The 24,525-nt window shown below is 40.4% G+C and carries 23 protein-coding genes; 7 read left to right on the top strand and 16 right to left on the bottom strand.

The window, feature by feature from the left end; all coding sequences use genetic code 11:
- Positions 1-81: 81 nt before the first annotated feature.
- The 7 genes from J1G40_RS06210 to J1G40_RS06180 all read left to right on the top strand — a co-directional run bounded on the left by J1G40_RS06210 (position 82) and on the right by J1G40_RS06180 (position 6,443).
- Entirely contained in the window at positions 82-849 is a 768-nt protein-coding gene (locus J1G40_RS06210) for a tetratricopeptide repeat protein (RefSeq protein WP_265241744.1), read from the top strand.
- Positions 850-851: 2 nt separating this feature from the next.
- The gene (gene ribH / locus J1G40_RS06205; protein WP_265241743.1) at positions 852-1,328 is read left to right on the top strand and encodes a 6,7-dimethyl-8-ribityllumazine synthase; all 477 of its coding nucleotides are present in this window, start codon (positions 852-854) and stop codon (positions 1,326-1,328) included.
- Positions 1,329-1,506: 178 nt separating this feature from the next.
- On the top strand, positions 1,507-1,794 hold the full coding sequence (locus J1G40_RS06200) for a riboflavin synthase subunit beta (protein WP_265241742.1): 288 nt from the start codon (positions 1,507-1,509) through the stop codon (positions 1,792-1,794).
- The gene (gene mutL, locus J1G40_RS06195; protein WP_265241741.1) at positions 1,794-3,641 is read left to right on the top strand and encodes a DNA mismatch repair endonuclease MutL; all 1,848 of its coding nucleotides are present in this window, start codon (positions 1,794-1,796) and stop codon (positions 3,639-3,641) included. Before J1G40_RS06200 ends, mutL begins: the two co-directional genes overlap by 1 nt.
- A complete protein-coding gene (locus tag J1G40_RS06190; protein WP_265241740.1) occupies positions 3,642-4,448 on the top strand; it encodes a rhomboid family intramembrane serine protease in 807 nt (268 codons plus the stop codon). It abuts the gene before it with no gap.
- Positions 4,449-4,520: 72 nt separating this feature from the next.
- The gene (locus J1G40_RS06185) at positions 4,521-5,393 is read left to right on the top strand and encodes a rhomboid family protein (protein ID WP_265241739.1); all 873 of its coding nucleotides are present in this window, start codon (positions 4,521-4,523) and stop codon (positions 5,391-5,393) included.
- A 57-nt stretch (positions 5,394-5,450) separates the two neighbouring features.
- On the top strand, positions 5,451-6,443 hold the full coding sequence (locus J1G40_RS06180; protein ID WP_265241738.1) for an endonuclease/exonuclease/phosphatase family protein: 993 nt from the start codon (positions 5,451-5,453) through the stop codon (positions 6,441-6,443).
- On the opposite strand, the gene J1G40_RS06175 is transcribed toward J1G40_RS06180, so the two are convergent.
- From J1G40_RS06175 to nagB, 16 genes are all read right to left on the bottom strand, one after another.
- On the bottom strand, positions 6,408-6,728 hold the full coding sequence (locus tag J1G40_RS06175) for a DUF6122 family protein (protein WP_265241737.1): 321 nt from the start codon (positions 6,726-6,728) through the stop codon (positions 6,408-6,410). The genes J1G40_RS06180 and J1G40_RS06175 overlap by 36 nt on opposite strands.
- Complete coding sequence (locus J1G40_RS06170; RefSeq protein ID WP_265241736.1) at positions 6,721-7,353, bottom strand: WbqC family protein; 633 nt, start codon at positions 7,351-7,353, stop codon at positions 6,721-6,723. Before J1G40_RS06170 ends, J1G40_RS06175 begins: the two co-directional genes overlap by 8 nt.
- Positions 7,354-7,474: 121 nt before the next feature.
- Positions 7,475-9,220: a signal peptidase I gene (lepB, locus tag J1G40_RS06165; protein WP_265241735.1), complete on the bottom strand. Its 1,746-nt coding sequence runs from the start codon at positions 9,218-9,220 to the stop codon at positions 7,475-7,477.
- A 98-nt stretch (positions 9,221-9,318) separates the two neighbouring features.
- Positions 9,319-10,020 (bottom strand): 4-hydroxy-tetrahydrodipicolinate reductase, encoded by a 702-nt coding sequence (gene dapB, locus J1G40_RS06160; protein WP_265241734.1) that lies wholly within the window; start codon positions 10,018-10,020, stop codon positions 9,319-9,321.
- An 11-nt stretch (positions 10,021-10,031) separates the two neighbouring features.
- Complete coding sequence (locus tag J1G40_RS06155) at positions 10,032-10,616, bottom strand: DUF5683 domain-containing protein (protein ID WP_265241733.1); 585 nt, start codon at positions 10,614-10,616, stop codon at positions 10,032-10,034.
- A 34-nt stretch (positions 10,617-10,650) separates the two neighbouring features.
- A complete protein-coding gene (locus J1G40_RS06150) occupies positions 10,651-11,556 on the bottom strand; it encodes a ParB/RepB/Spo0J family partition protein (protein ID WP_265241732.1) in 906 nt (301 codons plus the stop codon).
- Entirely contained in the window at positions 11,556-12,329 is a 774-nt protein-coding gene (locus J1G40_RS06145) for a ParA family protein (RefSeq protein WP_265241731.1), read from the bottom strand. The genes J1G40_RS06150 and J1G40_RS06145 overlap by 1 nt, the downstream gene beginning before the upstream one ends.
- Before the next feature lie 157 nt (positions 12,330-12,486).
- Positions 12,487-14,655, bottom strand: coding sequence for a methylmalonyl-CoA mutase (gene scpA, locus J1G40_RS06140; protein ID WP_265241730.1), 2,169 nt, complete (start codon positions 14,653-14,655; stop codon positions 12,487-12,489).
- Positions 14,648-16,030: a methylmalonyl-CoA mutase subunit beta gene (locus J1G40_RS06135; RefSeq protein ID WP_265241729.1), complete on the bottom strand. Its 1,383-nt coding sequence runs from the start codon at positions 16,028-16,030 to the stop codon at positions 14,648-14,650. The genes scpA and J1G40_RS06135 overlap by 8 nt, the downstream gene beginning before the upstream one ends.
- Entirely contained in the window at positions 16,017-16,355 is a 339-nt protein-coding gene (locus J1G40_RS06130; protein ID WP_265241728.1) for an FtsB family cell division protein, read from the bottom strand. The genes J1G40_RS06135 and J1G40_RS06130 overlap by 14 nt, the downstream gene beginning before the upstream one ends.
- 5 nt (positions 16,356-16,360) lie before the next feature.
- The gene (gene udk, locus J1G40_RS06125) at positions 16,361-16,969 is read right to left on the bottom strand and encodes a uridine kinase (protein ID WP_265241727.1); all 609 of its coding nucleotides are present in this window, start codon (positions 16,967-16,969) and stop codon (positions 16,361-16,363) included.
- Positions 16,970-17,034: 65 nt separating this feature from the next.
- Positions 17,035-18,111, bottom strand: coding sequence for an anhydro-N-acetylmuramic acid kinase (locus J1G40_RS06120; protein ID WP_265241726.1), 1,077 nt, complete (start codon positions 18,109-18,111; stop codon positions 17,035-17,037).
- Positions 18,108-19,706: a glycoside hydrolase family 3 protein gene (locus J1G40_RS06115; protein WP_265241725.1), complete on the bottom strand. Its 1,599-nt coding sequence runs from the start codon at positions 19,704-19,706 to the stop codon at positions 18,108-18,110. The genes J1G40_RS06120 and J1G40_RS06115 overlap by 4 nt, the downstream gene beginning before the upstream one ends.
- A 1-nt stretch (position 19,707) precedes the next feature.
- On the bottom strand, positions 19,708-20,979 hold the full coding sequence (locus J1G40_RS06110) for an MFS transporter (RefSeq protein ID WP_265241724.1): 1,272 nt from the start codon (positions 20,977-20,979) through the stop codon (positions 19,708-19,710).
- Entirely contained in the window at positions 20,963-22,495 is a 1,533-nt protein-coding gene (locus tag J1G40_RS06105) for a glycoside hydrolase family 10 protein (RefSeq protein WP_265241723.1), read from the bottom strand. Before J1G40_RS06105 ends, J1G40_RS06110 begins: the two co-directional genes overlap by 17 nt.
- Before the next feature lie 68 nt (positions 22,496-22,563).
- On the bottom strand, positions 22,564-24,507 hold the full coding sequence (gene nagB, locus J1G40_RS06100; RefSeq protein WP_265241722.1) for a glucosamine-6-phosphate deaminase: 1,944 nt from the start codon (positions 24,505-24,507) through the stop codon (positions 22,564-22,566).
- Positions 24,508-24,525: the final 18 nt, after the last annotated feature.

The raw sequence follows: 24,525 nt of genomic DNA, 5'->3' as shown, positions 1-24,525 counted from the left end.
GCAAATTATCGAAAAATAACGAATAAATACCGCTGGGTTTTGTTTAAAAACTTTATTTTTGCGCCACCAATAAAAATAAAAATGGCAACATATAAAAAGAGGGGTTTCAAACCTAAAAATAAAGCCGAACAAAGAGCGCAAAGTGAGCAGAGCAGTACAACGGCAGAGGTTTTTAGCACCTTGGATGAAAGCGCTTCCAGATCCGAACAATGGGTAGCACGTAATCAAAATTATATTTTAGGAATCATCGGTGTTATTGCCGTAGGCGTTTTGGGATATCTGGCTTACAACCAGTTTATTCTAGCGCCAAAGTCGGCCAGTGCTGCTAACGAACTGTTTTACCCACAGCAATACTTTGATCAGGCGCTCAACAATGTAACCGAGAAAGATTCTCTTTACAATTTGGCATTAAATGGGGCCGAAGGTAAATACGGATTTCTTGATATTATTGATGAGTACAAGGGTACCCCAGCGGCCAACCTTGGAAATTATTATGCAGGGATGTCATATTTACACATGCAGCAATACGATGAAGCTATTCGGTATTTAGAGAGTTTTTCATCTGATGATGCCATGCTGGGACCATTGGCCCTTGGAGGTATTGGTGACGCATTTATGCAGTTGGGACAGGCGGAGGATGCACTTTCTTATTATGAAAAAGCCATCGCTCATAACGAAAACGATTATACTACCCCCAGATTTCTCTATAAAGCCGGAGTAACTGCCCTGGAGCTAAATCAAAAAGATAAAGCACTTCAGTACTTTGAAAGCGTTAAGGACGATTTTTCTACTTCAAAAGAGGCCGCTACAATAGACGCCTTTATAGGCATGGCGAAAAGCGGGTCTTAATTATGGCTACTGAAAACAAAGATTTGTCAGCATATGACAAAACAATAATCCCAAACGCGAAGGACCTTCGGTTTGGGATTGTTGTTTCTGAATGGAATCCTGAGATTACCGAAGGGCTCTTTAAAGGGGCAAAAGCTGCATTATTAGATTGCGGGGCTGAAGAAAGCAATATTATAAGATGGAACGTTCCAGGAAGTTTTGAACTGGTATATGGCTGTAAGAAAATGGTAGAAGGGCAAAAGCCCGATGCCGTTATCGCCATAGGTAGTGTAATCAAAGGAGAAACAGAACATTTTCATTTTGTGTGCAGCGCGGCAACCCAGGGAATTAAAGATCTCAATGTTAAATATGACACCCCGGTTATTTTTTGTGTACTTACGGATGATAATATGGAGCAGGCCAGGGCACGAAGTGGTGGAATTCATGGCAATAAAGGCACCGAAGCTGCCATAGCAGCTATAAAGATGTCTGCTTTGTAAGTGGTATTTAGAGTTTTCCTATTCACTATTCCTTTCTTTTCAGAAATTATTCATGACATTTTAGGTCAATTGTCGGTTTATAGGAGTGCGCTAAACAGAACAGAAAAATGTTAACATTTTTTGGGACGGATACTTCGGCACTTTTTTTGATTTTAAGTAACTTTGGAAGACTGAGATCATGGGAAAATTTACAAGACTACGTAAGAACAAAAAATATAACTATTCTCCTCGTTATTACGACGATAAGGGCGAAGGCAATCCCTATAAAATTGAACATAAGCTCGATAAATACAGAACTACACTGAATCAGGGAGGCCTAAAAGGGAAGTTCAGGAATGCCATGGCCGACATGAAACGCGAAAGTGATCGCAATGTGAAGGTCAGAATGTTGATAATAATTGCTATTCTCATACTTATTTTCCTTTACATCATAGATTTTGATCTTTCCATATTCTATAAAAACTAATGGCAGACATAATTCAACTCTTGCCAGATCATGTGGCCAATCAGATAGCTGCCGGGGAAGTTGTACAACGGCCTGCTTCAGTTGTAAAAGAACTACTGGAGAATGCCATTGATGCAGGAGCTTCTTCTATTAAATTAATAATTAAGGAAAGCGGTAAAACGTTAATCCAGGTGGTTGATGACGGTATTGGGATGAGCCCAACAGATGCCAGGTTGTCTTTTGAACGACATGCAACCTCTAAAATTAAGAGCGCTCAGGATCTGTTTCAACTCAACACAAAGGGTTTTCGAGGAGAAGCACTAGCTTCTATTGCCGCCATAGCTCATGTTGAGATGCAAACTCGCCAGGGCGCTGAAGAATTAGGTACGGCCATCAAGATTGAGGGGAGCAAAATTATTTCCCAGGATGTTGTGGCTACACCGGCAGGAACTTCGATTGCGGTAAAAAACCTATTTTTCAATATTCCGGCCCGTAGAAACTTCCTGAAATCAAATCAGGTAGAATTACGTCATATTACCGATCAGTTTCACAGGGTTGCACTGGCGCATCCACAGGTATCATTTCAATTTTACAACAATGGAAGTGAACTTTTTAATTTGGCTGTTGCGACGTATAGAAAACGGATTGTCAACATTTTTGGTAGCAGATCAAATGAAAAATTAGTCCCTGTAGAAGAAGAAACCCAGGTAGTTAAGATCAGTGGCTTCATATGCAAGCCAGAATTTGCCAAGAAAAGCCGGGGAGAGCAATTCTTTTTTGTAAACAACAGATTTATCAAAAGCCCATATCTCTATCATGCTGTGGTAAATGCTTTTGAAGGGATTATAAAACCTGATACCTATCCGGGATATTTCCTCTACCTGGAAGTAGACCCTTCGTCTATAGATATCAACATACATCCTACAAAGACAGAGATTAAATTTGATGATGAGCAAACCCTTTATGCTATTCTAAGGTCTACTATAAAACACAGTTTGGGTCAGTTTAATATTGCACCGGTATTGGACTTTGAGAAAGATCCAAATCTTGATACTCCTTATGCGTATAAAAATCTTAATGCCCCTCTGCCAAAAGTAGCTGTTGACGCCCGCTTCAATCCTTTTAACACAGGACATCCGTCAGCCGCTCCGAAGAGCTTTACCAAAAAGTCTGTCAAAGGGTGGGAAGAAATGTATGTAGGATTGGCTGCTGCTTCCAATAGCGGGGAAGAAATGGGGGAGAGTGATTTTGAATCTGAGACTATTACCAGCTCAATTTTTGAGGGTATGAAGGAGGCTGAAGCATCTACGGTAACTACCTTGCAGTTAAGAAGAAAATATGTAGTAAGTACCATAAAATCTGGTCTGCTCTTAATACATCAGAACAGGGCGCATCAAAGGATATTGTACGAGAAATTTTTGAGAACCATCACTATTAAGGAGACCACCAGCCAACAATTACTTTTTCCGCTTTCTCTATCTTTTTCAAGTACTGATATGTCGATTTTACATAATATTTCGGAACAATTGCGATGCCTTGGGTTTGTTTTTGAGGAGAAAGAGAACTATACATTGGAAATCTCAGGGGTGCCTGCATTGATACCTGAAAATGAAGTAGGAATTGTACTGGACCAATTAATTTCAGATTACCAGCATGAAGTACCCGAAGATAGTTTTTCCCAGACAGATGTACTTGCAAAGGCTTTGTGTAAGACCTTGGCAGTAAAAACCGGGGATATTCTGGACAGCAATTCGCAGCTTGTACTCCTTAACGACCTTTTTGGATGTAAGGAGCCAGGAGTAAGTCCGTTTAATAAACCAACCTACAATACGATCTCTGAATCCGAAATTGACAAAAAATTTATTTAAATGGGCAGACTAACCGAGGGTATTAAGCACTTGCTGATTATTAATATACTATTCTTTGTGGCTAGCAACCTGTATGGCGAACAAATGATACAGTGGTTTGCTTTATGGTTTCCAGAGAACAACAATTTTGAATTGTGGCAGGTGTTATCGCATATGTTTATGCATGGCGGACTTATGCATATCCTTTTTAATATGTATGCATTATGGGCATTTGGGACGCCACTAGAACGAATGTGGGGCAGAAATAAGTTCCTTTTCTTCTATTTTTCAGCTGGTTTGGGAGCAGCACTTATTCATTCGGGGGTGAACTATTATTATATGCAACAAGGTTTTGAGGTTTTAGGGAATGCTATTTCAAAAGATCTCTATTATGAAATGCTCAATGTCAATAGCAGGTCTGGTAACCAGATGATAGGAGAGCTCTTTTATAATAATGCCAGCAAGGTATTAAGTGCAAACAATGTGGATCCCCAGATATTACTGGGTAATTTTGAGGCTTTATTTAATGCTCATGCTACCTTGAAAACGCCGGCAGTTGGAGCTTCGGGTGCTATTTATGGTATATTGGTGGCATTTGGGATGTCTTATCCTAATAGCGAATTGTTTCTTATCTTCTTGCCTGTACCGATCAAAGCTAAATATTTTATTCCTGTATTGATTGCCCTGGATTTGTTTTCAGGAGTTACAGGATACTCTATTTTTGGTGGTGGTATCGCCCATTTTGCGCATGTCGGAGGAGCTTTATTTGGGTTTATAATGATGTGGTACTGGAAAAAGAACCAGTTCAATAAAAACAGGTGGAACTGACCTGAAACAATTAACAATTATCAATTAACAATTATCAATTAACGATTATCAATAAAGTATAGGCGGATTAGTATGAGTACAGGGAATTTGAAATATCAATTTGCAACACTGGGAATAGCTGAAAAACTTATCGCGGTAAATGTCCTTGTTTTTATAGTAAATGCCTTATTGCCATTTTTATTTCAACTGGGCACCAATAGTATAGTGCAGTGGTTTGAGTTGCCGAAAGACTTTTTTGAATTCATTTCACAACCCTGGTCTATAGTTACCTATTCATTTTTTCATGCGGGCATATGGCACCTCTTCTGGAATATGGTAATGCTTTACTTCTCTGGTCGGATATTTTTAAACCTCTACGGTCCCGGGAAGTTCATTAATGTGTATTTCCTCGGGGTCATAATGGGCGGATTGTTATTTCTACTCAGCTATAATATTTTTCCTGCCTTTGCAGGATTCAATGCTGCACTTATAGGCGCCTCTGCCGGCGTTACTGCCGTGCTTATTTTTATTTGCGCCTATATTCCGAATCAGGTGGTGCGTATTTTCTTTTTCAATGTAAAGCTTTGGTACATAGGTGCATTTTTCATTCTTGTAGACCTTATTCAGATTCCTGCCGGAAATAGCGGAGGACGTATTGCACATTTAGGGGGTGCTATTTTGGGCTATGTATATGCCAGACAGTTACTGCGAGGCAGAGATATTGGCGCCGGCTTTGGCAAATTTCTGGAGAACTTAGGAGGCCTTTTTAAAAAGAAAGAGAAAAGGAGTCCGTTAAAGACAGTACATCGCAAAAAAAAGACTTCAGGGAGTTCCAAAGTAAACTATGACAAAGCCGCCAGACAACGAAAAATAGATGCCATTCTCGATAAAATAAGCAAGTCTGGCTATGAAAGCTTATCCAAGACCGAGAAAGATTTTCTATTTAAAGCAGGTAAAGAAGATTAGTGAGTGAATAATTTATCCGCTTATGAAAGGGTATTGTTTTGGGTAAATTGCATTCCCATGTGTTTACTTTTAATTTCGTGTGTTCTTTTTTATTTCCCTTTAGACAGCTTTCCTTTTTTACATCTGATCAGTTTAGGAGTTCCGGTTTTGGTTATTGTTAATTTAATTTTTTTACTCTATTGGATCATCAGGAGAAAGCTTATTTCAGTTGTTCCCATCATTGTCCTTGTCATAGGGTATTTTGTTTTTGGACCCTTTTTTAAATTGCCTTTCAATGGCGACTCCAGAGATTTGAATGACCTGAGTATTATGAGTTTTAATACCCGGGCCTTTAATAAATACGACTGGATTGACAAACCCGAAATAGGGGATGAAATTATAGCCTTTGTCACAGAGCAGGATCCGGATGTTGTTTGTTTTCAGGAATTTCAAAGTAGCAGGTATAAGGAATTCTCTCAATATCCTTATCGCTATATGAATTATATTTTCCCGGAGAATAAAAGCCATGTGGTACAAGCTATTTTTTCTAAACTCCCTATAGTTGACAAAGGTTCGTTAGACTTTCCCAATACCGGAAACAATGCTATTTATGCCGATGTAATTTATAAACAAGATACATTACGTGTTTATAATCTGCATCTGGAATCGCTTAAATTAGATGTGAATAAGGCCGAGTTAACCAATAAGTATTCCGGGAAATTTATGGAACGTATCCAGATATCTTTCAGTAAGCAAAGGGAGCAGGCCGAACTTTTAAAGGTACATTCAAATACCTCCGACCACAAGAAACTGCTGCTGGGCGATTTTAATAATACCCAGTTCTCTAACGTATATAAAACTATAAAGGGAGATCTAACAGATACCTTTATAGCGCGCGGGACCGCTTACGGCCGTACACATACATTTAAATATTTTCCGGTCCGTATAGATTTTATTATGGTAGACCCGTCTTTCGAAGTTTTGAGTCACAAAAATTTTGATCTGGAGCTATCCGATCATCTTCCCATAATGGCTTCAATTAGATTGAGTCATCAGGAAACAGTCGATTAAGTCTGCTAAAATGTGCAGTAAAAGGGCAAAACCAATAAGCCTGCTCTTTTTAAAGAAGGTTAAGGCCAAATACACAGCAATGGCCCAGTAAGAATGTAAGAAGTGAAAATTAATACTACAGCGGTTGCTATCAAAGATAGGATCTGCCAAAAGGTGGTCTACATCAATAAGAATGGCGCCTAAGAATATCATGATGATCTTAGCCCTGTCTTTTTTAAAAAAAGCAAAACCAATTATAAAGGGCACTACAAAATGGATACCGTAATGAAGTAGAATCCTAAGCATACATAAATTTTATGTCGAGCGATTCTAAGTAGGTCAGGGCCGAAGTACCTTCATTAAAAAGTAAATCCAGAACACTGAGATTGCCAATAAAACCATGGCGATCTCCAAAAACCTGGACGTATTCCTCGGGTGAAATTAAAAGCTCTTTTTTTGCATTAACAAGATGTCTTGCATCGGTGAGCCCTGTTAAATGGGTCTGATAGGAAGCACTTTTGTCTTTTGGCATCTCTATTTGAAGGCATTTACACAGTACATCAATAGTTTCAAAATTGAAATCGATCAGTAGTTCAAATTCCCGTTCAAAGAGGGGCATCAGATCTTCCTCGTAGTATTCAAAAAATGGAGAGGTTCTATAGGCGGTCTGCAAAGTTCTCCAATGCTGTCTTTGCCATTGATAAGTATTGTCTAACTGTACCTCTTTAAATAGCTGTCTTCCTTGTTCACCGCCCACGTGCTTAATAGGAATAGATAGCATATGTTTTCCCTGATCCGTAGAAATATAACAGCGGTTTCTATAGGTCTGTTTCTGATAGTTATCCCAGATTTCCCATGTAATATCGTGTTGCGCCAGTAAACCAAAATGGAGTATACTAGGGAAATAAGTTGGGTGGAGCAAGAATTTCAAGCCAGTGTTGTTAATTGGTTTATTGGTCCTTTAGTAAATATGATACTTTACAATTGATCACAGTTTTGTTGCAGCAGTAGTATTTAATCCATATCCGGTAGAAAGCAAGGCAAATATCAAATTAACTTTTGGCCTTTTTCTTCCTCTTTTTCCATATATAATCTCCTACGAAGTACAAGGCCAGAAAGACTAGAAAGTGCTTAAAGTACGACCTGGGTTCCCCGTCACCTCCGACGGTCGTAAATATCCTGTCCCATCTGGGCTTCCAATTGGTAATGCCGTCATTGAAATTGTCAAAACTCAGCCAGATAAAAATAGGCTTTCCAACTATATGGTTATCAGGCACATAGCCCCAGGCTCTGCTGTCTTCAGAATGATGTCTGTTATCACCCATCATCCAATAATAATCCTGCTTAAAGGTATAAGAATTCACCAGCTCCCCGTTTAGACTTACCTGATTTCCGGAAACGCTCACGGTATTTCCTTCGTAATCACGGATAATCTTTTTGTAAAGTGCCAGAGTTTGGGCATTTAGCGCTACTTTATCTCCTTTACCCGGGATGTAGATAGGACCAAAGTTGTCATTGTTCCAGCGATATGCGGGGTTTTGTGGAAATATATTCGGCCCGGGTTGTCCGGCCGGGGCAGTTAACATTACGATTGAATCTATGGTAGCATTGTTCCTGAGTTTATCTGCCATTTCATCTGTGAGGGTCACCACCCGTTGCCGGTCTGTTAACTCTCTTAAGGAAAGCCCGGCCTGGCGGATTACCTTGGTTGGTATTCCCCCGGATTTTGTAAATATCACTACCTCTCCCTGAGGGGTTCTATCGTAGTTAATGGCATATTTGCTTATTGCATTGGCCTGGTTCTGATTAATATTTGCTGCAATGTAATATCTGTTGAATTCGGCCACCCCCAATTCGCGAAGCAATCTGGAAGACACCCCTTTTTGAGCAAATACGCGGTACTCATATTGTGGTTTGGCCCTGTCTGATAGCTGTAATTGTTTTCCATTAATAAAAACATAGCCATCTCTGACCTCCAGAGAATCACCAGGTACCCCTACACAGCGCTTTACATAATTAGACTTTTTATCTATTGGTTTTCTTATACCTCGTTCGCTTCTAAAGAATTGATGCACAGTATCTGCCGGCCAGCTAAAAACTACAATATCGTTCTTTTTTACTTTTTGAAAACCGGGAATTCTCATATAAGGAAGCTGCAGTTTGTTCCATATAGAGGTCTTGTATTTATCCTGGTCAACTTCTGCTACATAAGATCTTGTTTTTAGAATGGGCAGGGTGTCATGCACCATTGGAGCGGCAACCGTTGTCATTGGAACGCGGGCTCCGTAATGAAATTTACTGACAAAAAGCAAGTCGCCCACCCGCAATGTTCGTTCCAGAGATCCGGTTGGAATAACATAGGGTTGAATAAAATAAGTGTGTACCAGGGTTGCAGCCACTACGGCAAAAACTATGGAACTTACCCATTCTCCCAGCCCGCTTCTTGGATGCAGGCTTCGGTCTTCAACATATGTTACTTCCAGCGCATAATTAACGTAGTAGATATAAAAACCTAGGCTAAGAATTACTAACCAGGTTTCTAATAAACTGCTTCGGCCAAAACTCCTTATGGTCTCAACCCAGATAACCGGGAACATTAAGAGGTTGATAATAGGAATGAACAACAGTATCACCCACCATTTAGGTCTTTTGATGATCTGCATCAAAACTATGGCATTATAAATAGGAATTGCTGCTTCCCAGGCTTTCCTGCCTGCTTTGACATATAGTTTCCAGGTGCCCAAAAAGTGAATAAGCTGAATAACTAGAATAAAAATGATCCACTGTGTACTATCCATTACTGTTGTAATATTAAAAATGACCTTTACTAAAAAGCGGAAGATCACGTTATTTCTTATAGTAACAATACGTCATATGTATCGTTTTGTTACATTTCTTAACCAAGGTTTAACACATCTTTCATGCTAAAAATACCAGTTTTTCCCAGTATCCATTCTGCTGCAATTACCGCACCTAGCGCAAAACCTTCTCTGTTATGTGCTTTGTGCTGAATGCTAATAGCGTCTATATCACTATTGTATGAAACACTGTGGGTTCCTGGGATGCTGCCTTCTCTTATAGACTTAATTGGAATCTTATTAGTTCCTTGCCCGTCTAGTGCCCAGGCCTCATAATTTGAGTTTTTGATAATACCCTCGGCCAAAGTAATTGCTGTACCACTTGGGGCATCTATCTTCTGGGTATGATGAATTTCTTCCATGGTCACATTATACTGTTCCAAGTTGGTCATCATCTTTGCCAGTGTTTCATTTAGTTCGAAAAAAATGTTCACCCCAAGACTAAAATTTGAAGCATATATAAAACCGCTCTTATGTTCATTACATATTCTCACCGCCTCATCAAATTTATCTAACCAGCCAGTGGTTCCTGCAATTACAGGTATTCCGTGCTTAAAACATTCAGTAATATTCTGGAAAGCGGCTTCGGGGGTGCTAAAGTCTATAGCGACATCGAAATCTGTATAATTGATTTCTTTGGTATCTATTTCAATCTTGGCGGAAATTGAATGCCCACGTTGCAGCGCTAACTGCTCTATCATCTTTCCCATTTTCCCATACCCAAATAGTGCTATTCTCATTTACTTTTATTTCAGAACTTAATTGTTAGTGCCAATCCATAATTTGGATCAGAGGTAATGGGGTGATATTCCAGATAGGGTTGAAAATGAAAGGCCAGATCGTCATCTACATTAAACTGCTTTAAGTGTGCATCAACATTGGCATCGACTATATTAAGGGCATATAATGCGATAGTAATCAACAGCGCAAGATCTCTATCTCTCTGATATCTTTCCTGCCCGTCTTGCAACGCCTGATCCGAAAGATCAATGCCGGTTCCATTGATATCTAAAAACTCGTCATCCATGAACCCCACTCTTCTGCGTTTAAATGCCGTTCGAAACCTGTCGTAAAGATCATCGTTATAAACATAAGCATAAATACCGGTGCCTATTGCCGCATATACGATCGGGACTTTCCAATAGCGTTTATTGTAGATTTGTCCCAATCCGGGGAATAAAGCCGAATAGAAGGCAGCTTTGCTGGGTGCAAGGGGATTAATTTTAGTTTTGGTTACAGTACCATCCACCACAATACCCTTACCCCTTATATCCGTTTTAATATCATCTACTTCCTGTTCTTTATTATCCCCTTCCTGGGCGCAGACCAGGGACATAAAAAGAAAACAAAAACATAAGAATAACGGATTTCTATTCACCTGAGATCAATTTTTTCAATCGGCGGAATTCCTTTTCAGATGTAAAAGGAATGGTAATTTTACCCTTTCCATTTTTGTCTGTTGAAACACTGATAGTAGTAGATAAATAGGCATTAAACTCTTCTATACCACTTTTGATATAATCCGGGAGCGCTACAGTTCCTTTGGATAGACCTGCCTTGGGTTGACCAGGATTGTGATAGGTTTTAACGGCATGTTCGGTATCTCTAACGGACAAATTTTTACCAATTATTTTTTGATAAATGTCTATTTGATCCTGCTTGTTGTCAATGTTTACCAGGGCCCTTCCGTGTCCCATTGAAATAAAGCCATCTCGCATACCGGTTTGTATTATCGGATCTAACCTTAATAACCTCAAATAATTGGCTATCGTAGATCTCTTTTTACCCACCCGGTCACTTAGTTTTTCTTGTGTAAGCTGTATTTCATCTATTAATCGTTGATAAGACAAGGCAATTTCGATAGGATCAAGATCCTGACGTTGAATGTTCTCTACCAATGCCATTTCCAGGGACTCCTGGTCGTTGGCAATTCTTATATAGGAAGGGATGGTGGATAAACCTATTAGCTTGGAAGCGCGATAGCGCCGTTCTCCTGAAACCAACTGGTACTTATTGAATTCAATTTTACGAACGGTAATTGGCTGTATTACCCCTAATTCTTTTATGGAGCTTGCCAATTCTTGCAGGGCTTCGTCGTTAAAATTAGATCTGGGCTGAAAAGGATTTACCTCGATGGTCTCTAAGTCTAGTTCCACAATATTGCCAACAACCTTATCCGCATTTTTATCGGCAACCGAACTAATATCGTTCTCCGGATCTTTTAAAAGTGCAGATAATCCTCTCCCTAAAGCCTGTTTCTTAGTTGCTTTCGCCATTATACTTTTTGCCTATTTTTTTTCAAAAGTTCGTTGGCCATATTTAAATAATTGGTAGCCCCTTTACTGCTGGCATCATATTTTATGATGCTCTCTCCGTAGCTTGGAGCCTCACCAAGACGAACATTTCTCTGGATAATGGTATCAAATACCATATCCGAAAAATGCTTCTTAACTTCTTCCACTACTTGGTTAGAAAGCCGAAGTCGAGAGTCGTACATCGTAAGTAACATCCCTTCGATATCCAAATCCGGATTGTGAATTCTCTGGATGCTTTTGATGGTGTTCAAAAGTTTCCCCAGGCCCTCCAGGGCAAAATATTCACATTGTATTGGGATAATCACTGAATCTGCGGCAGTCAGCGCATTAAGGGTAAGCAACCCTAATGAAGGTGCACAGTCTATCAGGATATAATCATAGGTATTGCGCAGATGGGAAATGGCCTTTTTTAACATGTACTCCCTTTCATCCTTATCTACTAATTCTATCTCAATGGCCACAAGATCTATATGAGAAGGAATCAGATCAACATTAGGAGAGGAAGTTTTTATAATGGTCTCATCTGCATTTGCAGTATGCTCTAAAAGCTGATAGGTACCCTGGGTAACTTCCTCAACTTCTATTCCAAGACCTGAAGTGGCATTGGCCTGAGGATCTGCATCTATCAACAGCACTTTTTTTTCCAGTACTCCAAGCGAGGCAGCCAGGTTTACTGTGGTGGTTGTCTTTCCTACTCCACCCTTCTGATTTGCAATAGCAATTATCTTGCCCATTCTATAGTAAGTTAGGGGTTAAAAATACAATTAATTACCCTACGAAAAAATGTATTTTGTTAACACTAAGTGAACAATTACAGGATGTTTCGTTAAAGTAAGTTAAAGTAGCATCTTAAGCTTGTCAGTTCCCGGGTTGATCCGGTGAAACTGCATTTTAATCAATAAGAATTTCCAAAACCTGGATAGCGGCTTCACTTATTTTGGTTCCAGGGCCAAATACTGCTACCACGCCGCTTTTGAATAAGAAATCGTAATCTTGTTTTGGTACTACCCCGCCTACAATAACCATGATATCTTCTCTTCCGTATTTTTTTAATTCATCAATAAGTTGAGGTACAAGGGTTTTATGACCTGCAGCGAGAGAAGAAACACCTAAAATATGGACGTCATTTTCCACTGCTTGTTTTGCGGCCTCTGAGGGTGTCTGGAATAACGGGCCAATATCAACGTCGAAACCGAGATCGGCATATCCGGTAGCCACAACTTTAGCACCCCGGTCATGACCGTCTTGTCCCATTTTAGCAATCATTATTCTGGGGCGTCGGCCTTCTTTTTCAGCAAATTTATCTGCAAGTTTTCTGGCTTCTAAAAAGTCTTTGTCTTTTTTTATTTCTTTTGAGTACACTCCGCTAATCGATTTTATTTCCGCTCGATGCCTGCCAAAAGCAGCTTCCAAAGCCGTACTAATTTCGCCCAGGGTAGCCCGTTCTCTTGCCGCATTTACTGCCAAAGCTAGTAAATTGTCTGCATCCTTGGGAAGATCTTTCATCGTTTTTCCCTGAGTATTAGACAATTTCATATTGGCGGCACTGCTGAGATCTTCAAGTGCTTTGGCCACCGCAGCGTTATTTCTACTGCTCTTTACACGCTCTAACTGGTCTAGCTGCTGTTTGCGTACCTGTTGGTTGTCTACCTCCAGAATATGCAACTCTTCTTCATCTTCCAGTTTATACTTGTTAACACCAACTATAATATCCTGACCGCTATCTATGCGGGCTTGTTTTTTAGCCGCGGCTTCCTCAATGCGCATTTTTGGAATACCAGCTTCGATAGCCTTGGTCATTCCTCCCATAGTTTCAATTTCTTCGATCAGCTTCCACGCTTTTTCCGCCAACTCATTTGTCAGGAATTCCATGTAATAACTGCCTGCCCAGGGGTCAACAGTTTTTGTCACTTTTGTTTCTTCCTGTAAATATATCTGAGTATTTCTTGCTATACGTGCAGAAAAATCTGTGGGTAGTGCAATTGCCTCGTCCAGTGCGTTGGTATGCAGACTCTGGGTTCCACCAAACACTGCTGAAGCGGCTTCAATGGTTGTTCTGGTAACATTGTTAAATGGATCTTGCTCTGTCAGACTCCATCCACTGGTTTGGCAATGGGTGCGTAAGGCAAGAGATTTTTTGTTTTTTGGCTCAAATTGCTGCACTAATTTTGCCCAAAGCATCCTGCCGGCCCTGAGTTTGGCAATTTCCATAAAGTGATTCATGCCTATTCCCCAGAAAAATGAAAGTCGGGGAGCAAAATCATCAATATCGAGTCCTGCCTTTAATCCGGTTTTGATATATTCCAATCCGTCCGCAAGGGTATAGGCCAATTCCAGATCTGCCGGGGCACCGGCCTCATGCATATGATATCCGGAGATACTGATACTATTAAATTTGGGCATAAATTTACTTGTATACCTAAAAATATCTGCCACTAAAAGCATAGATGGGGTAGGGGGGTATATATAGGTATTACGCACCATAAACTCCTTCAAAATGTCGTTCTGAATGGTGCCCATCAGTTGTTGGGGTGCCACACCCTGCTCTTCTGCCGCAACAATATAAAAGGCCATTATTGGCAGAACAGCACCGTTCATTGTCATTGAAACCGACATTTTATCTAATGGGATCCCCTCAAACAAAATCTTCATATCCTCAACAGAGTCGATAGCCACACCTGCTTTACCGACATCACCCACTACTCTTTCATGGTCACTGTCATAACCACGGTGGGTAGGAAGATCAAAAGCTACAGACAGTCCTTTCTGCCCAGCTGCAAGATTTCGCCTGTAAAAGGCATTGCTGTCTTCAGCAGTTGAAAAACCTGCATATTGCCTGATGGTCCAGGGTCTTCTAACGTACATAGTAGAGTAGGGTCCGCGGAGGTATGGGGGGATGCCTGCTGCAAAATGGGCATGCTTTAAATGTGCTATATCATCCCTGGAATAAACAGATTTTAGAGCAATACCTTCTGCAGTTTCAAAAGAGGAATCTTGAGAAGGGGTTGTATCAATTCCTTCTTGTATAAGTTCCATATTTTTTAAGTCCTTTCTACTCATCTTTCAATCTGTCTAATTCCAATTCTTCGGCCAGTCTTTTTTCAATGATAGGGGCAATAAGGGTTTTTCTGGGATTGTTCTTCACAAAGGGTTTAAGCTGCAGCTCGTCTTTCATGGTATCCCTTTTATTTTGGTAGGCATTAGTACCGACCAAAACATTTTGCCCGTCATTAAATAATGCTAATTCTCTTTCTGCGCTTTCAGCTATTTTTTTCTGAATAATGTGATCTTTAAGTTGTTTTAAAAAGCCACCTCCGGCTTCAATGTTTTTAAATAAAGTCAGTGCCTTTTCGGCAAGTTGTGCTGTTAACTTTTCTATATAATAAGCCCCTTCGGCTGCGTTGGTTACCTTATCTAAATGGCTTTCGTGTTTTAGGATAAGGAGCTGATTCCTGGCAATGCGTTCCCCAAACTCATTTTCGTTGTGATAAATAGCATCGTAAGGAAGGCAATTTATGGTATTGGCACCTCCCAGGACACCTGCCATATTTTCCATGGTCGTCCTAAGCAAATTGGTATTGTAGTCGTAAATGGTTTTGTTTCGCAGGCTGGGGGTGGCCGTGATATGGCAATCTTTTGTTAGATTGTATTCTTTGCCAAGACGCTGCCATAAAATTCTCAGGGCTCTTATTTTGGCTATTTCAAAAAAGTAATTTCCACCAATTGACACTTTAAAATTGAAAGCGCCCAGCTTACTGAAAGAAATACCCTTTTGGTTGATCAAATTCAGGTATTCATTGGCATGAGCAATTCCATAAGCCAACTGCTGTACCATATTAGCTCCGGCATTCTGATAAAGAGACATATCAACCGCAACTGAATTTAATTCAGGATATGCAGTTAAAATTGAAGAAAGTTCTGACTGGTCTTTCTCAAGGCTTTTATACCAATTACCACTTCTGCCTAAATTTCCAATAGTATCGATATTCAGATAGGTATTCTGAGCAGATAGTCCGGGTATTTTCTGTAGCTCAACAATGTAGGAATCAGATAAGAATTGAAATTGAAAATGGATCGGTATTTGTTCAAGGTTAATGCCCTGTAATAATTCCTTGATATTAAGGTCACTGGACGGAATAGTAAATGAAAGGCTTTCCGCCCCCCGTTCTAAAGCATCTAATGCCTTGAGATTTGCTTTTATTGTGTCGGCAACTACAATGGTTTGCCCCACGAGCCATTGCTCTGGTAATTTTGGTGTTGGTGTGGAGCTGCTAAGATCGTCCTGATGATAATAGGGTTTTATCGGAATTCCTTCGGGAGCATTCCAGATGAGGTTTTTATTATAATCTGCCCCTTTTAGATCGAACTGGATCTTTTGTTTCCAGCTTTTAGAGGAAACATCCTGAAATTCTTCGAATAAATTAGTCTTCTTCATTTTTGACATTTTTAAGACTGTCCTCGTATTCTATCAAATAAATTTCTTCATTCTTTTTCTTAAGGTAATACTGTTCTCTGGCAAATTTTTCGAGCTCTTTGGGATCAGATAATTTATTAATAATTGCCCTGTCCGTTTCAATTTGCTCTTTTAAGAATTCCTGCTGTTTTTCGAGCTTTTTAATCTCTTTACGAAGCTCCCAATGTATTAGTAATGAGTTGGTATCAAAAAACAGCATCCAAATCAGAAAGACAGTTAGGACAATTACATAGATATTGCTAATCCATGCAAACCACTTCTTTTTTTTGATTTCCTTCCACCCCATGAATCTTAAGCCAGTCTTTCGTTAATTATTGTCCGCACTATATCTACTGCCACTGTATTGTATTTGTTATTAGGGATAATAATATCAGCGTATTCTTTTGTTGGTTCGATAAATTGATCGTGCATTGGTTTTAAGGTATTCTGATACCTGTTTAATACCTCCTGCAAATCCCTGCCGCGTTCATTGATATCTCGTTTTAGCCTGCGAATAAGGCGTTCATCAGAATCTGCATGCACATAGATTTTAATATCGAACATCTCTCTGATCATCGGATTGGTCATAATAAGAATTCCTTCAACTATCATCACCTTCCTGGGATGTGTTAGTATGGTGTCTTTGGTACGGTTATGCTCTGGAAAGGAGTATACCGGCTGTTCAATGGGTCGTCCGGATCTTAAAGTGGCCAGATGAGCGGCTAAAAGCTCAAAATCAATAGCCTGGGGATGATCAAAATTAATGTTTGCCCGCTCCGCATAAGAAAGATGCGACAGATCATTGTAATAGGAATCCTGAGAAATAATGCCTACTTCTCCTTTTGGCAATTCATTAATAATCTGACTGACCACCGTAGTTTTACCACAGCCTGTTCCCCCTGCAATCCCTATTATGAGCATGCTTGTTTAATTTGATTCAAAAATACGCAATTCGATTATACTTTTTTGACCCTTGCTGTCAGGTTTTATGAGGGAAAATATACCACCCCACTGCAAGAATCCTTTGAAGCACCAGTAACAGAACTAAAAACATTGGTTGTATTTTCTAACCTGAGAACTGCCATTAATGCAAAGACCAGCGCTTCCTTAAATTCGACAAGTAATTTATGGGGAATAACCACCTCTATTTCTCTCCCTAATTTATCCTGAAGGGTATTCATCAAAAACGTGTTTAAAGCGCCACCCCCTGTGACCAAAAGTCTGCTATTATCTTTAACGGCATTAGTGGATATTTGTATGGCCAGCTGATCACATATATGGTGGATGGACGTATGCAATAAATTCTCAATGCTGTCCTGAGTATTTTCCACTATGGGAACCACCTTTTCCACAAACCATTCATAACCTGTAGATTTTGGAAAGGCCAATTTGTAGTATTCGAGGGCGTTTAGCTGTTTAAGCATATTTGTATTAATACTGCCTTTAGCGGCCAATTCCCCTCCCTTGTCATAGGCCAGCCCTTTTTTAGCCGTGATGTGATTTAGGACCATATTTGCCAGCCCCACATCATAAGCAACCCTTTGCCCGTGGTGGTCAAAAGAAATATTGCTGATACCGCCCAGGTTGAGGCAAAAATCATATTGATCTAATAAGAGCTTGTCTCCAATTGGAACCAAAGGAGCTCCTTCACCACCGAGGGCGACATCATTACTTCTAAAATCGCAAACCGTACAATAACCACTGGTATTGGCCAGATGCTGTCCGGACCCTATCTGAAACGTGAGTCCGTTTTGAGGCTGATGATGGGTGGTATGACCATGGCTCGAAACCAGATCTACCTCCAGGTGGTTATCAATTATAAATGTTTTGGTTTGTTCACCCAGCCATTGACCGTAGGAATTGTGAAAAATCAATAATTCATCTGCCTTTAAATAAATGGCATCCTTAAGTTTTGCTTTAAATTCCTGATCATAGGAAACACTTTTTGTTGCCAGGATTTCATAATTCCATTTTTCATCCTCCTTCCAAAGATGAAAATATCCCAGATCTAGTCCGTCTAATGAGGTCCCTGACATTAATCCTATTACCTTGTATTTCTTCATGATAATACTTTGTTTAATGTAATTGGCAACTTACCGGGGGCTATTACTTCACCAAGAAAATGTTTTGCCGCATTTTCCTGAAAAACGGGAAAATCCTGATAAGCTATTATCAATGCTTTTAATTTATCTAAAGCCAAAAGATCCAGGGCATAAGGATTCCCAAAGAGGTAAAGAATGACATTTTTATGAGTTATTAGGGTATTGATCAGGTTTATATTTCCTTCGGATATCCCAAAATTGTCCAGAGGTTTTGCTTTAGGAGGGTAAAGGCCAATTAAAATATTAGCTGATTTGTCTAATGTTTTAATTATCTCTTCCGGGGATGTGTGGGCTGTAGCATACCAGCTAAAGTCTATTTTACTCTGAATTCCTTTAAAGAAAGTAGTATTATCCTGGTCAGAGATGTGCACGCCGGTGAACCCACTATTTTTAAAGATGTCAACATCTGCAACAGTGCCTATATGGAGGCTCAGACTATTTATAGCCATTTCCCGGTTGAGTGCTAAAGGATTTGTGAGGTCCTTTGAAGCGGGTGGTGCATTGGTTATGGCTTTTTCCTTTAGCTCCCAAATTCTCTGGAAACTTGCTTCAATCTGAGCTTCAGCTGCATGCTGAAATATTTTATCAATACCCTCTGCTGTATGTTCTGCAAAGCATAAAATGTCGTTTCCGGCATCAAAAGCAAGCCATTCCAATTGCCCTTTTTCCGAATAATTTTTCGATACAGCATGCATATTCAGAGCATCAGAAATTACAACACCTTTAAATCCCATCTCACTGCGTAGTAATCCCTTAATCATTTCTTTCGAAATGCTCGAAGACAGGGTTTTGCCTTCTGCCAACGCCGGAACAGACAGGTGTCCTACCATAACAGCATCAACTCCCTTATTTATCAATTCCTGAAAAGGAAGCAACTCGTTTTGCCAAAGTTCTTCTTTGGATTTATCTATAAGCGGGAGCCCTAAATGAGAATCTGTGGCTGTATCTCCATGGCCGGGAAAATGTTTAACACTGGTAAGCAGTCCTTCTGCTTGCATCCCTTGCATATAAGCCACGGCTTTCTCTGTCACGCTGGTTTTATTTTCTCCAAATGAGCGGTACCCGATAACCGGATTATCGGGGTTGTTGTTAATGTCTGCAACGGGTGCCAAATTCCAGTGAATACCTGCCAGCATGCAGTCTTTGGCTATATTCCTTCCCATTTGATGAATGAGTTCTGTATGGCCCTGTATTGCTCCAAGACTAAGAGCATAAGGATATTGCGGGGTATTTTCTATGCGCATTGCAAGTCCCCACTCGGCGTCTATGCTAATGAGCAAGGGATATTTTGCTGCTTTCTGGTAGCGTATAATGAGCAACTTTAAGATGTTGAAACTTTCCTCATTGTAAAAGACCTCTTGCTTGCCTTCATAATTGGTTGCAGCACTTGCCTTGCTATGGAAAAAGCACAGACCTCCAACGCAGTGCTCTTTTATAAGTTTTTCTAACTTTTGAATGTCCTCTTCGCTGTCATTTATAAATGCAGCGGGCATAAACAATTGTCCTATTTTTTCTTTTACACTGAGGATATTTGAAGCTTTATGATAAGGGAACATATTATTCAATTTTACCTTTGGCCATGCCAAAATCAGGGGGGTATTTTACATATTTCAACATAAGAATTGCAGGGAATGCAGCAATGACCACCCATACAAAAAAGCCGCCGTAGCCCAGCCACTCCTGCATTAAGCCACTAATAAGCCCCGGAAGCATCATCCCCAGGGCCATAAACCCGGTAGCCAGGGCATAATGAGAGGTTTTAGATTTACCTTCGGCAATATAGATGAGGTAGACCATAAAACCTGCAATTCCAAAGCCATAGCCAAATTGCTCGATAATCACCGTAGTAGTTACCGCTATAATATTAGTAGTTTTTGTAAGTGCTAACAAGGCATACAAAGCATTGGGAGCATTCAGGGCCAGCAACATGGGCAACATCCATTTCTTTAATCCGTGTTTGGAGATGAGTATTCCCCCCAGGATACCCCCTACTGTCAACATAATTACCCCTATTGTTCCGTATATTGTGCCTACTTCCGAAGTAGTATAGCCCAAGCCTCCTACAGATGTTGGATCTAATAGAAAAGGCGATGCCATTTTTACCAATTGAGACTCTCCAAGCCTGAAAAATAATATAAATGTAAGCGCAATGCCCATTCCCGGTTTCTTGAAAAACGAAACAAAGACTTCCATAAAGCTTTTTGGTTTGTCTAGTTTGATCGCTGAAGAGGATTCAAATTTGGGTGTAGCAATGAAATTGGAAATTGTCAATAATAACATTAAAAATGCAGCACAAATCATGGTATAAGACCAGGCTTTGGTATTGTCTCCGTACCGATTCTCCAAAAACCCGGCAAGGATCACCAATAGCCCCTGCCCGGTAACCGTGGCAAGCTTGTAAAAGGTGCTTCTCATTCCAACGAAGAACGATTGTTTCTCTTCGGTAAGCCCTATCATGTAGTAACCATCGGCAGCAATGTCATGGGTGGCAGAGGCGAATGCGGCCATCCAAAAACAGGCAAGGGAGGTGACAAAGAATATATTGGTAGGCAAGGTAAGGCCCACGCCTAACAAAGCAAGAGAGATCACCAATTGGGACCCCAGGAACCAATTCCTTTTAGTGCTTTTTAAATCTACAAAAGGGCTCCATAATGGTTTAATCACCCATGGCAGGTACAACCAACTGGTATACAAACCGATGTCTGCGTTACTTACACCTAATTTCTTGTACATAATTACGGATACGGTAACTACCATGACATATGGCAGGCCTTGTGTGAAGTAGAGGATGGGTACCCAGGCCCAGGCCCACTTATTCTTTTGTATCATATTGGTTGATTTCGTTTAAATTTAAGACAATAGGATCGGTTTCTATCCCATAATGGTCCAGAAAAGTAATGGCAAGGTCTTTTTTTTTGTGCAGCAACCACCTGCCAAGGGTAAATGAATTACGGCTGTCTAAATATATTTTGTCTATTAATTTTCTTGGATGAATTGAATTTTGATCAGATGTCTTTTTTGCTTTGTAAACAAGAGCATACTGATACGTGCCGGTACTGGTGAAATTGAAACGATAGAAATTTTTCTCTCTTGTGAAGTTTGTAATATGTACAGCGTTTTTAGCAGCCCCAAGCTTATAAGGAAATTCCGGGGGGAGTGCTGGAAACTTGTAGTACTTCTTTTTAATGTACTTTACCACATCCTGATGATCATTGAGTATAGATTTGGCACTAAAGAAGACATTCCCCTGAATTCGTTCCTTATTTCTGGCAAATAACAATTGATTAGGTAATTCTTTCTTGTCGTTCCATGCCTCGTCGGCATTGTTCCTGATCTTATAAGCTGCATTGCCAATATAGATGTTGCTGCGTATAGAATCATTTGCCCACCAGTCTACTATTTTTTTGTAAGAAGCAACTTCCAGGTCCATGCTCCAGTACACCTGGGGTGCCAAATAATCTATCCATTCTTCTTTCATCCATAAAAGAGGATCGGCGTAAAGATCTTCATATGTGGTCTGACCTGCCCTGGTATCAGATCCCATAGGATCCGTAGCTTTATTTTTCCAAACGCCAAACGGACTAATACCAAATTGCACCCAGGGTTTGGTAAGTTTAATTTCGCGCTGCACTTTTGAAACGAGAGAATCAATATTACTGCGTCTCCAATCGGCTAATGATTGTCCTGAATGTGCGTTTGCAGCAAAGGTCTGGGAATCAGGTATAACTTCATTGCTAATTTTATATGGATAAAAGTAATCGTCGAAGTGCAGGGCGTCCACATCGTAGTTGGTCACTACTTCATTCATTATTTTTACCAGGTGTTCCTGAACCTCAGGGATTCCCGGATCGTAGTAGTATTTTTTACCGTATTTAAACATCCATTCCGGATGTTGATTATAGTCGTGGCTTTCAGCAAGCCGCTCTGTTTTTAGGTCAAAAGTAGCCCTGTAGGGGTTAAGCCAGGCATGAAATTCGAACCCCCGGCTATGCGCTTCCCTTATCATCCATTTCAAAGGATCTTGTTCGGTCTTGGGTGCAACTCCTTCTTTTCCGGTTAAATATCTGGACCAGGGAGCGAATTGGGATGGATAAAAGGCGTCCCCGGCTGCCCGGATCTGAACAACCACTGCATTAAAATTTAAGTCCTGGTAGAAGTTAAGGATATTGAGGTAATCTGTTTTCTGCTTTTCCCAGGGATCTGCACCATTTTTGGGCCAGTCTATATTGACTACCGTTGCGATCCAAACGCCTCTGAATTCTCTTTTGGGTTGGGGGATATTAGATTTAAACAAAGAACATGAGCTGAGTAAAAGGACAAAAAGGAAGGCAATTTTTTTGATCATTGCGTCATTAAAAAGAAAAGGCCTATTTGTTTCAAAAATAGACCTTTTGCTTCATGAATTAAAACGTTCTAGTTAAACTTATATCTCACAAAACCCTCCATGGCTTCATACTCGGCCATTCCCAGGGCGTTATACTTAATTGCTGTTTCCGTATTACGTTGTTCCGCTCTTTGCCAGAACTCTCTGGAATCGTTACCGGGAAACATTGCAGCATCTTTTTGCGACTGGTGTTTAAAAATTGCATTTTTCTTTCGTTCCATATCCTTGGGCCCAATGGGGATGGTCATCTCCATATCCGCGATATCCCATTCTTGCCATGCGCCTCTATATAACCACAAATAGCAATCGTTTATCCAGTCTGCCTTCTCTTTTACCAGGCGATCTATTGCCTCGTAAATTATCTGAAGACACACACGGTGTGTACCATGAGGATCTGAAAGGTCACCTGCGGCAAAAATCTGATGCGGTTTAACCTTATTAAGAAGGTCGTACGTCAGTTGTACATCTGCGGCCGAATGCGGCTTTTTCTTTACCGTACCCGTTTCGTAGAAAGGCAGGTTTTGAAAATGGGCATTTTTTTCTTCAACGCCACAATACCTGCAAGCAGCCAGGGCTTCGCCTTTTCTGATCAAGCCTTTGAAATTTTGGATTTCCGGACTGTCTACCTGCCCCGGTAATTTGTTGCTTAAGAATTCCCGAACCTTTTTAAATTGTTCCTGCAATTCCAAATCATGCTCCTGAACATCCGTCGCAAAATCCAGGAATCTAATTACTTCGTCATCAAAAACGGCAATGTTTCCTGAAGTCTGATAGGCTACATGCACTTCGTGTCCCTGATCTACAAGGCGCAATAAAGTACCCCCCATAGAGATGACGTCGTCATCCGGGTGTGGACTGAATATCAATGAAGTTTTAGGGTAGGGGTCCTTGCGTTCAGGCCGACTGCTATCATCTGCATTGGGTTTGCCTCCGGGCCAACCCGTTATGGTGCGTTGAAGCTGATTAAATACTTTTAAGTTAATATGCTCTGCAGAACCAATCTCAGCTATGAGGCTTCCCATTCCGTATTCATTGTAGTCCTCATTGGTGAGCTTTAAAATGGCTTTACTTAATTTTTCAGAAAGCCAGATAGTTGCCCTTTTGATAAGTCCATCTGTCCATTTACAATCGGTCACCAACCAGGGTGTACTTATTCTTGTAAGGTCTGATGCAGCTGCAGCATCAATAATAAAGTCGCAATTCCCGTGGTTTTGAAGGAAAGTTGCAGGTACAGATTCTCTGATTTCCCCTTCAACAGCTTGTTTAATTATACCGGCTTTACCCTCTCCCCAGGCCATTAGAACGATACGCTTGGCGGCCATTATGGTACCAACACCCATGGTGATGGCCTTGGAAGGAACATTTTCCAATCCAAAAAAGTCGCTAGCGGCATCCAATCTTGTAACCCTGTCTAATCTTACCATTCTGGTCTTGCTACTAATAGAAGACCCTGGCTCGTTAAATCCTATATGACCCGTTCTACCAATTCCCAGTATCTGGATATCGATACCCCCGGCGTCTAGAATCTTTTGTTCATAGTCCTTGCAAAAATCTTTTACATCTTCTTTATCTAAGGTGCCATCCGGGATATTTATGTTGCTTTTCTTTATATCTATATGATCAAACAAATGTTCGTTCATAAAGCAAACATAACTATGGATAGAATCCGGTTCCATTGGAAAATACTCATCCAGATTGAAGGTGATCACATTTTTAAAGCTCAGTCCCTCTTCTTTATGGAATTTCACTAAAAAGTCGTACATCTTGGTCGGAGTAGAACCTGTAGCTAGTCCTAAAACTACTGTTTTGCCTTGTTTTTGTCGCTGCCTGATTAATTCCGCAATCTCATTGGCAACATAAAAAGAGGCCTGTTCTGAACTCTCGTGAATGTGGGTGTCAATTTTTTCAAACTTTAAGGATTCCTCGTCGATAGGAAAGCTTGCAAGTTCTGGTTTTGATGCTAATTCAGCCATTTTTAATGTATTATACAT

Origin of the sequence: Muriicola sp. Z0-33, from assembly GCF_026126425.1 — a bacterium.
Taxonomy (GTDB): Bacteria; Bacteroidota; Bacteroidia; order Flavobacteriales; family Flavobacteriaceae; genus JAFMPW01.
This window is presented reverse-complemented; position numbering and strand designations above follow the sequence as displayed.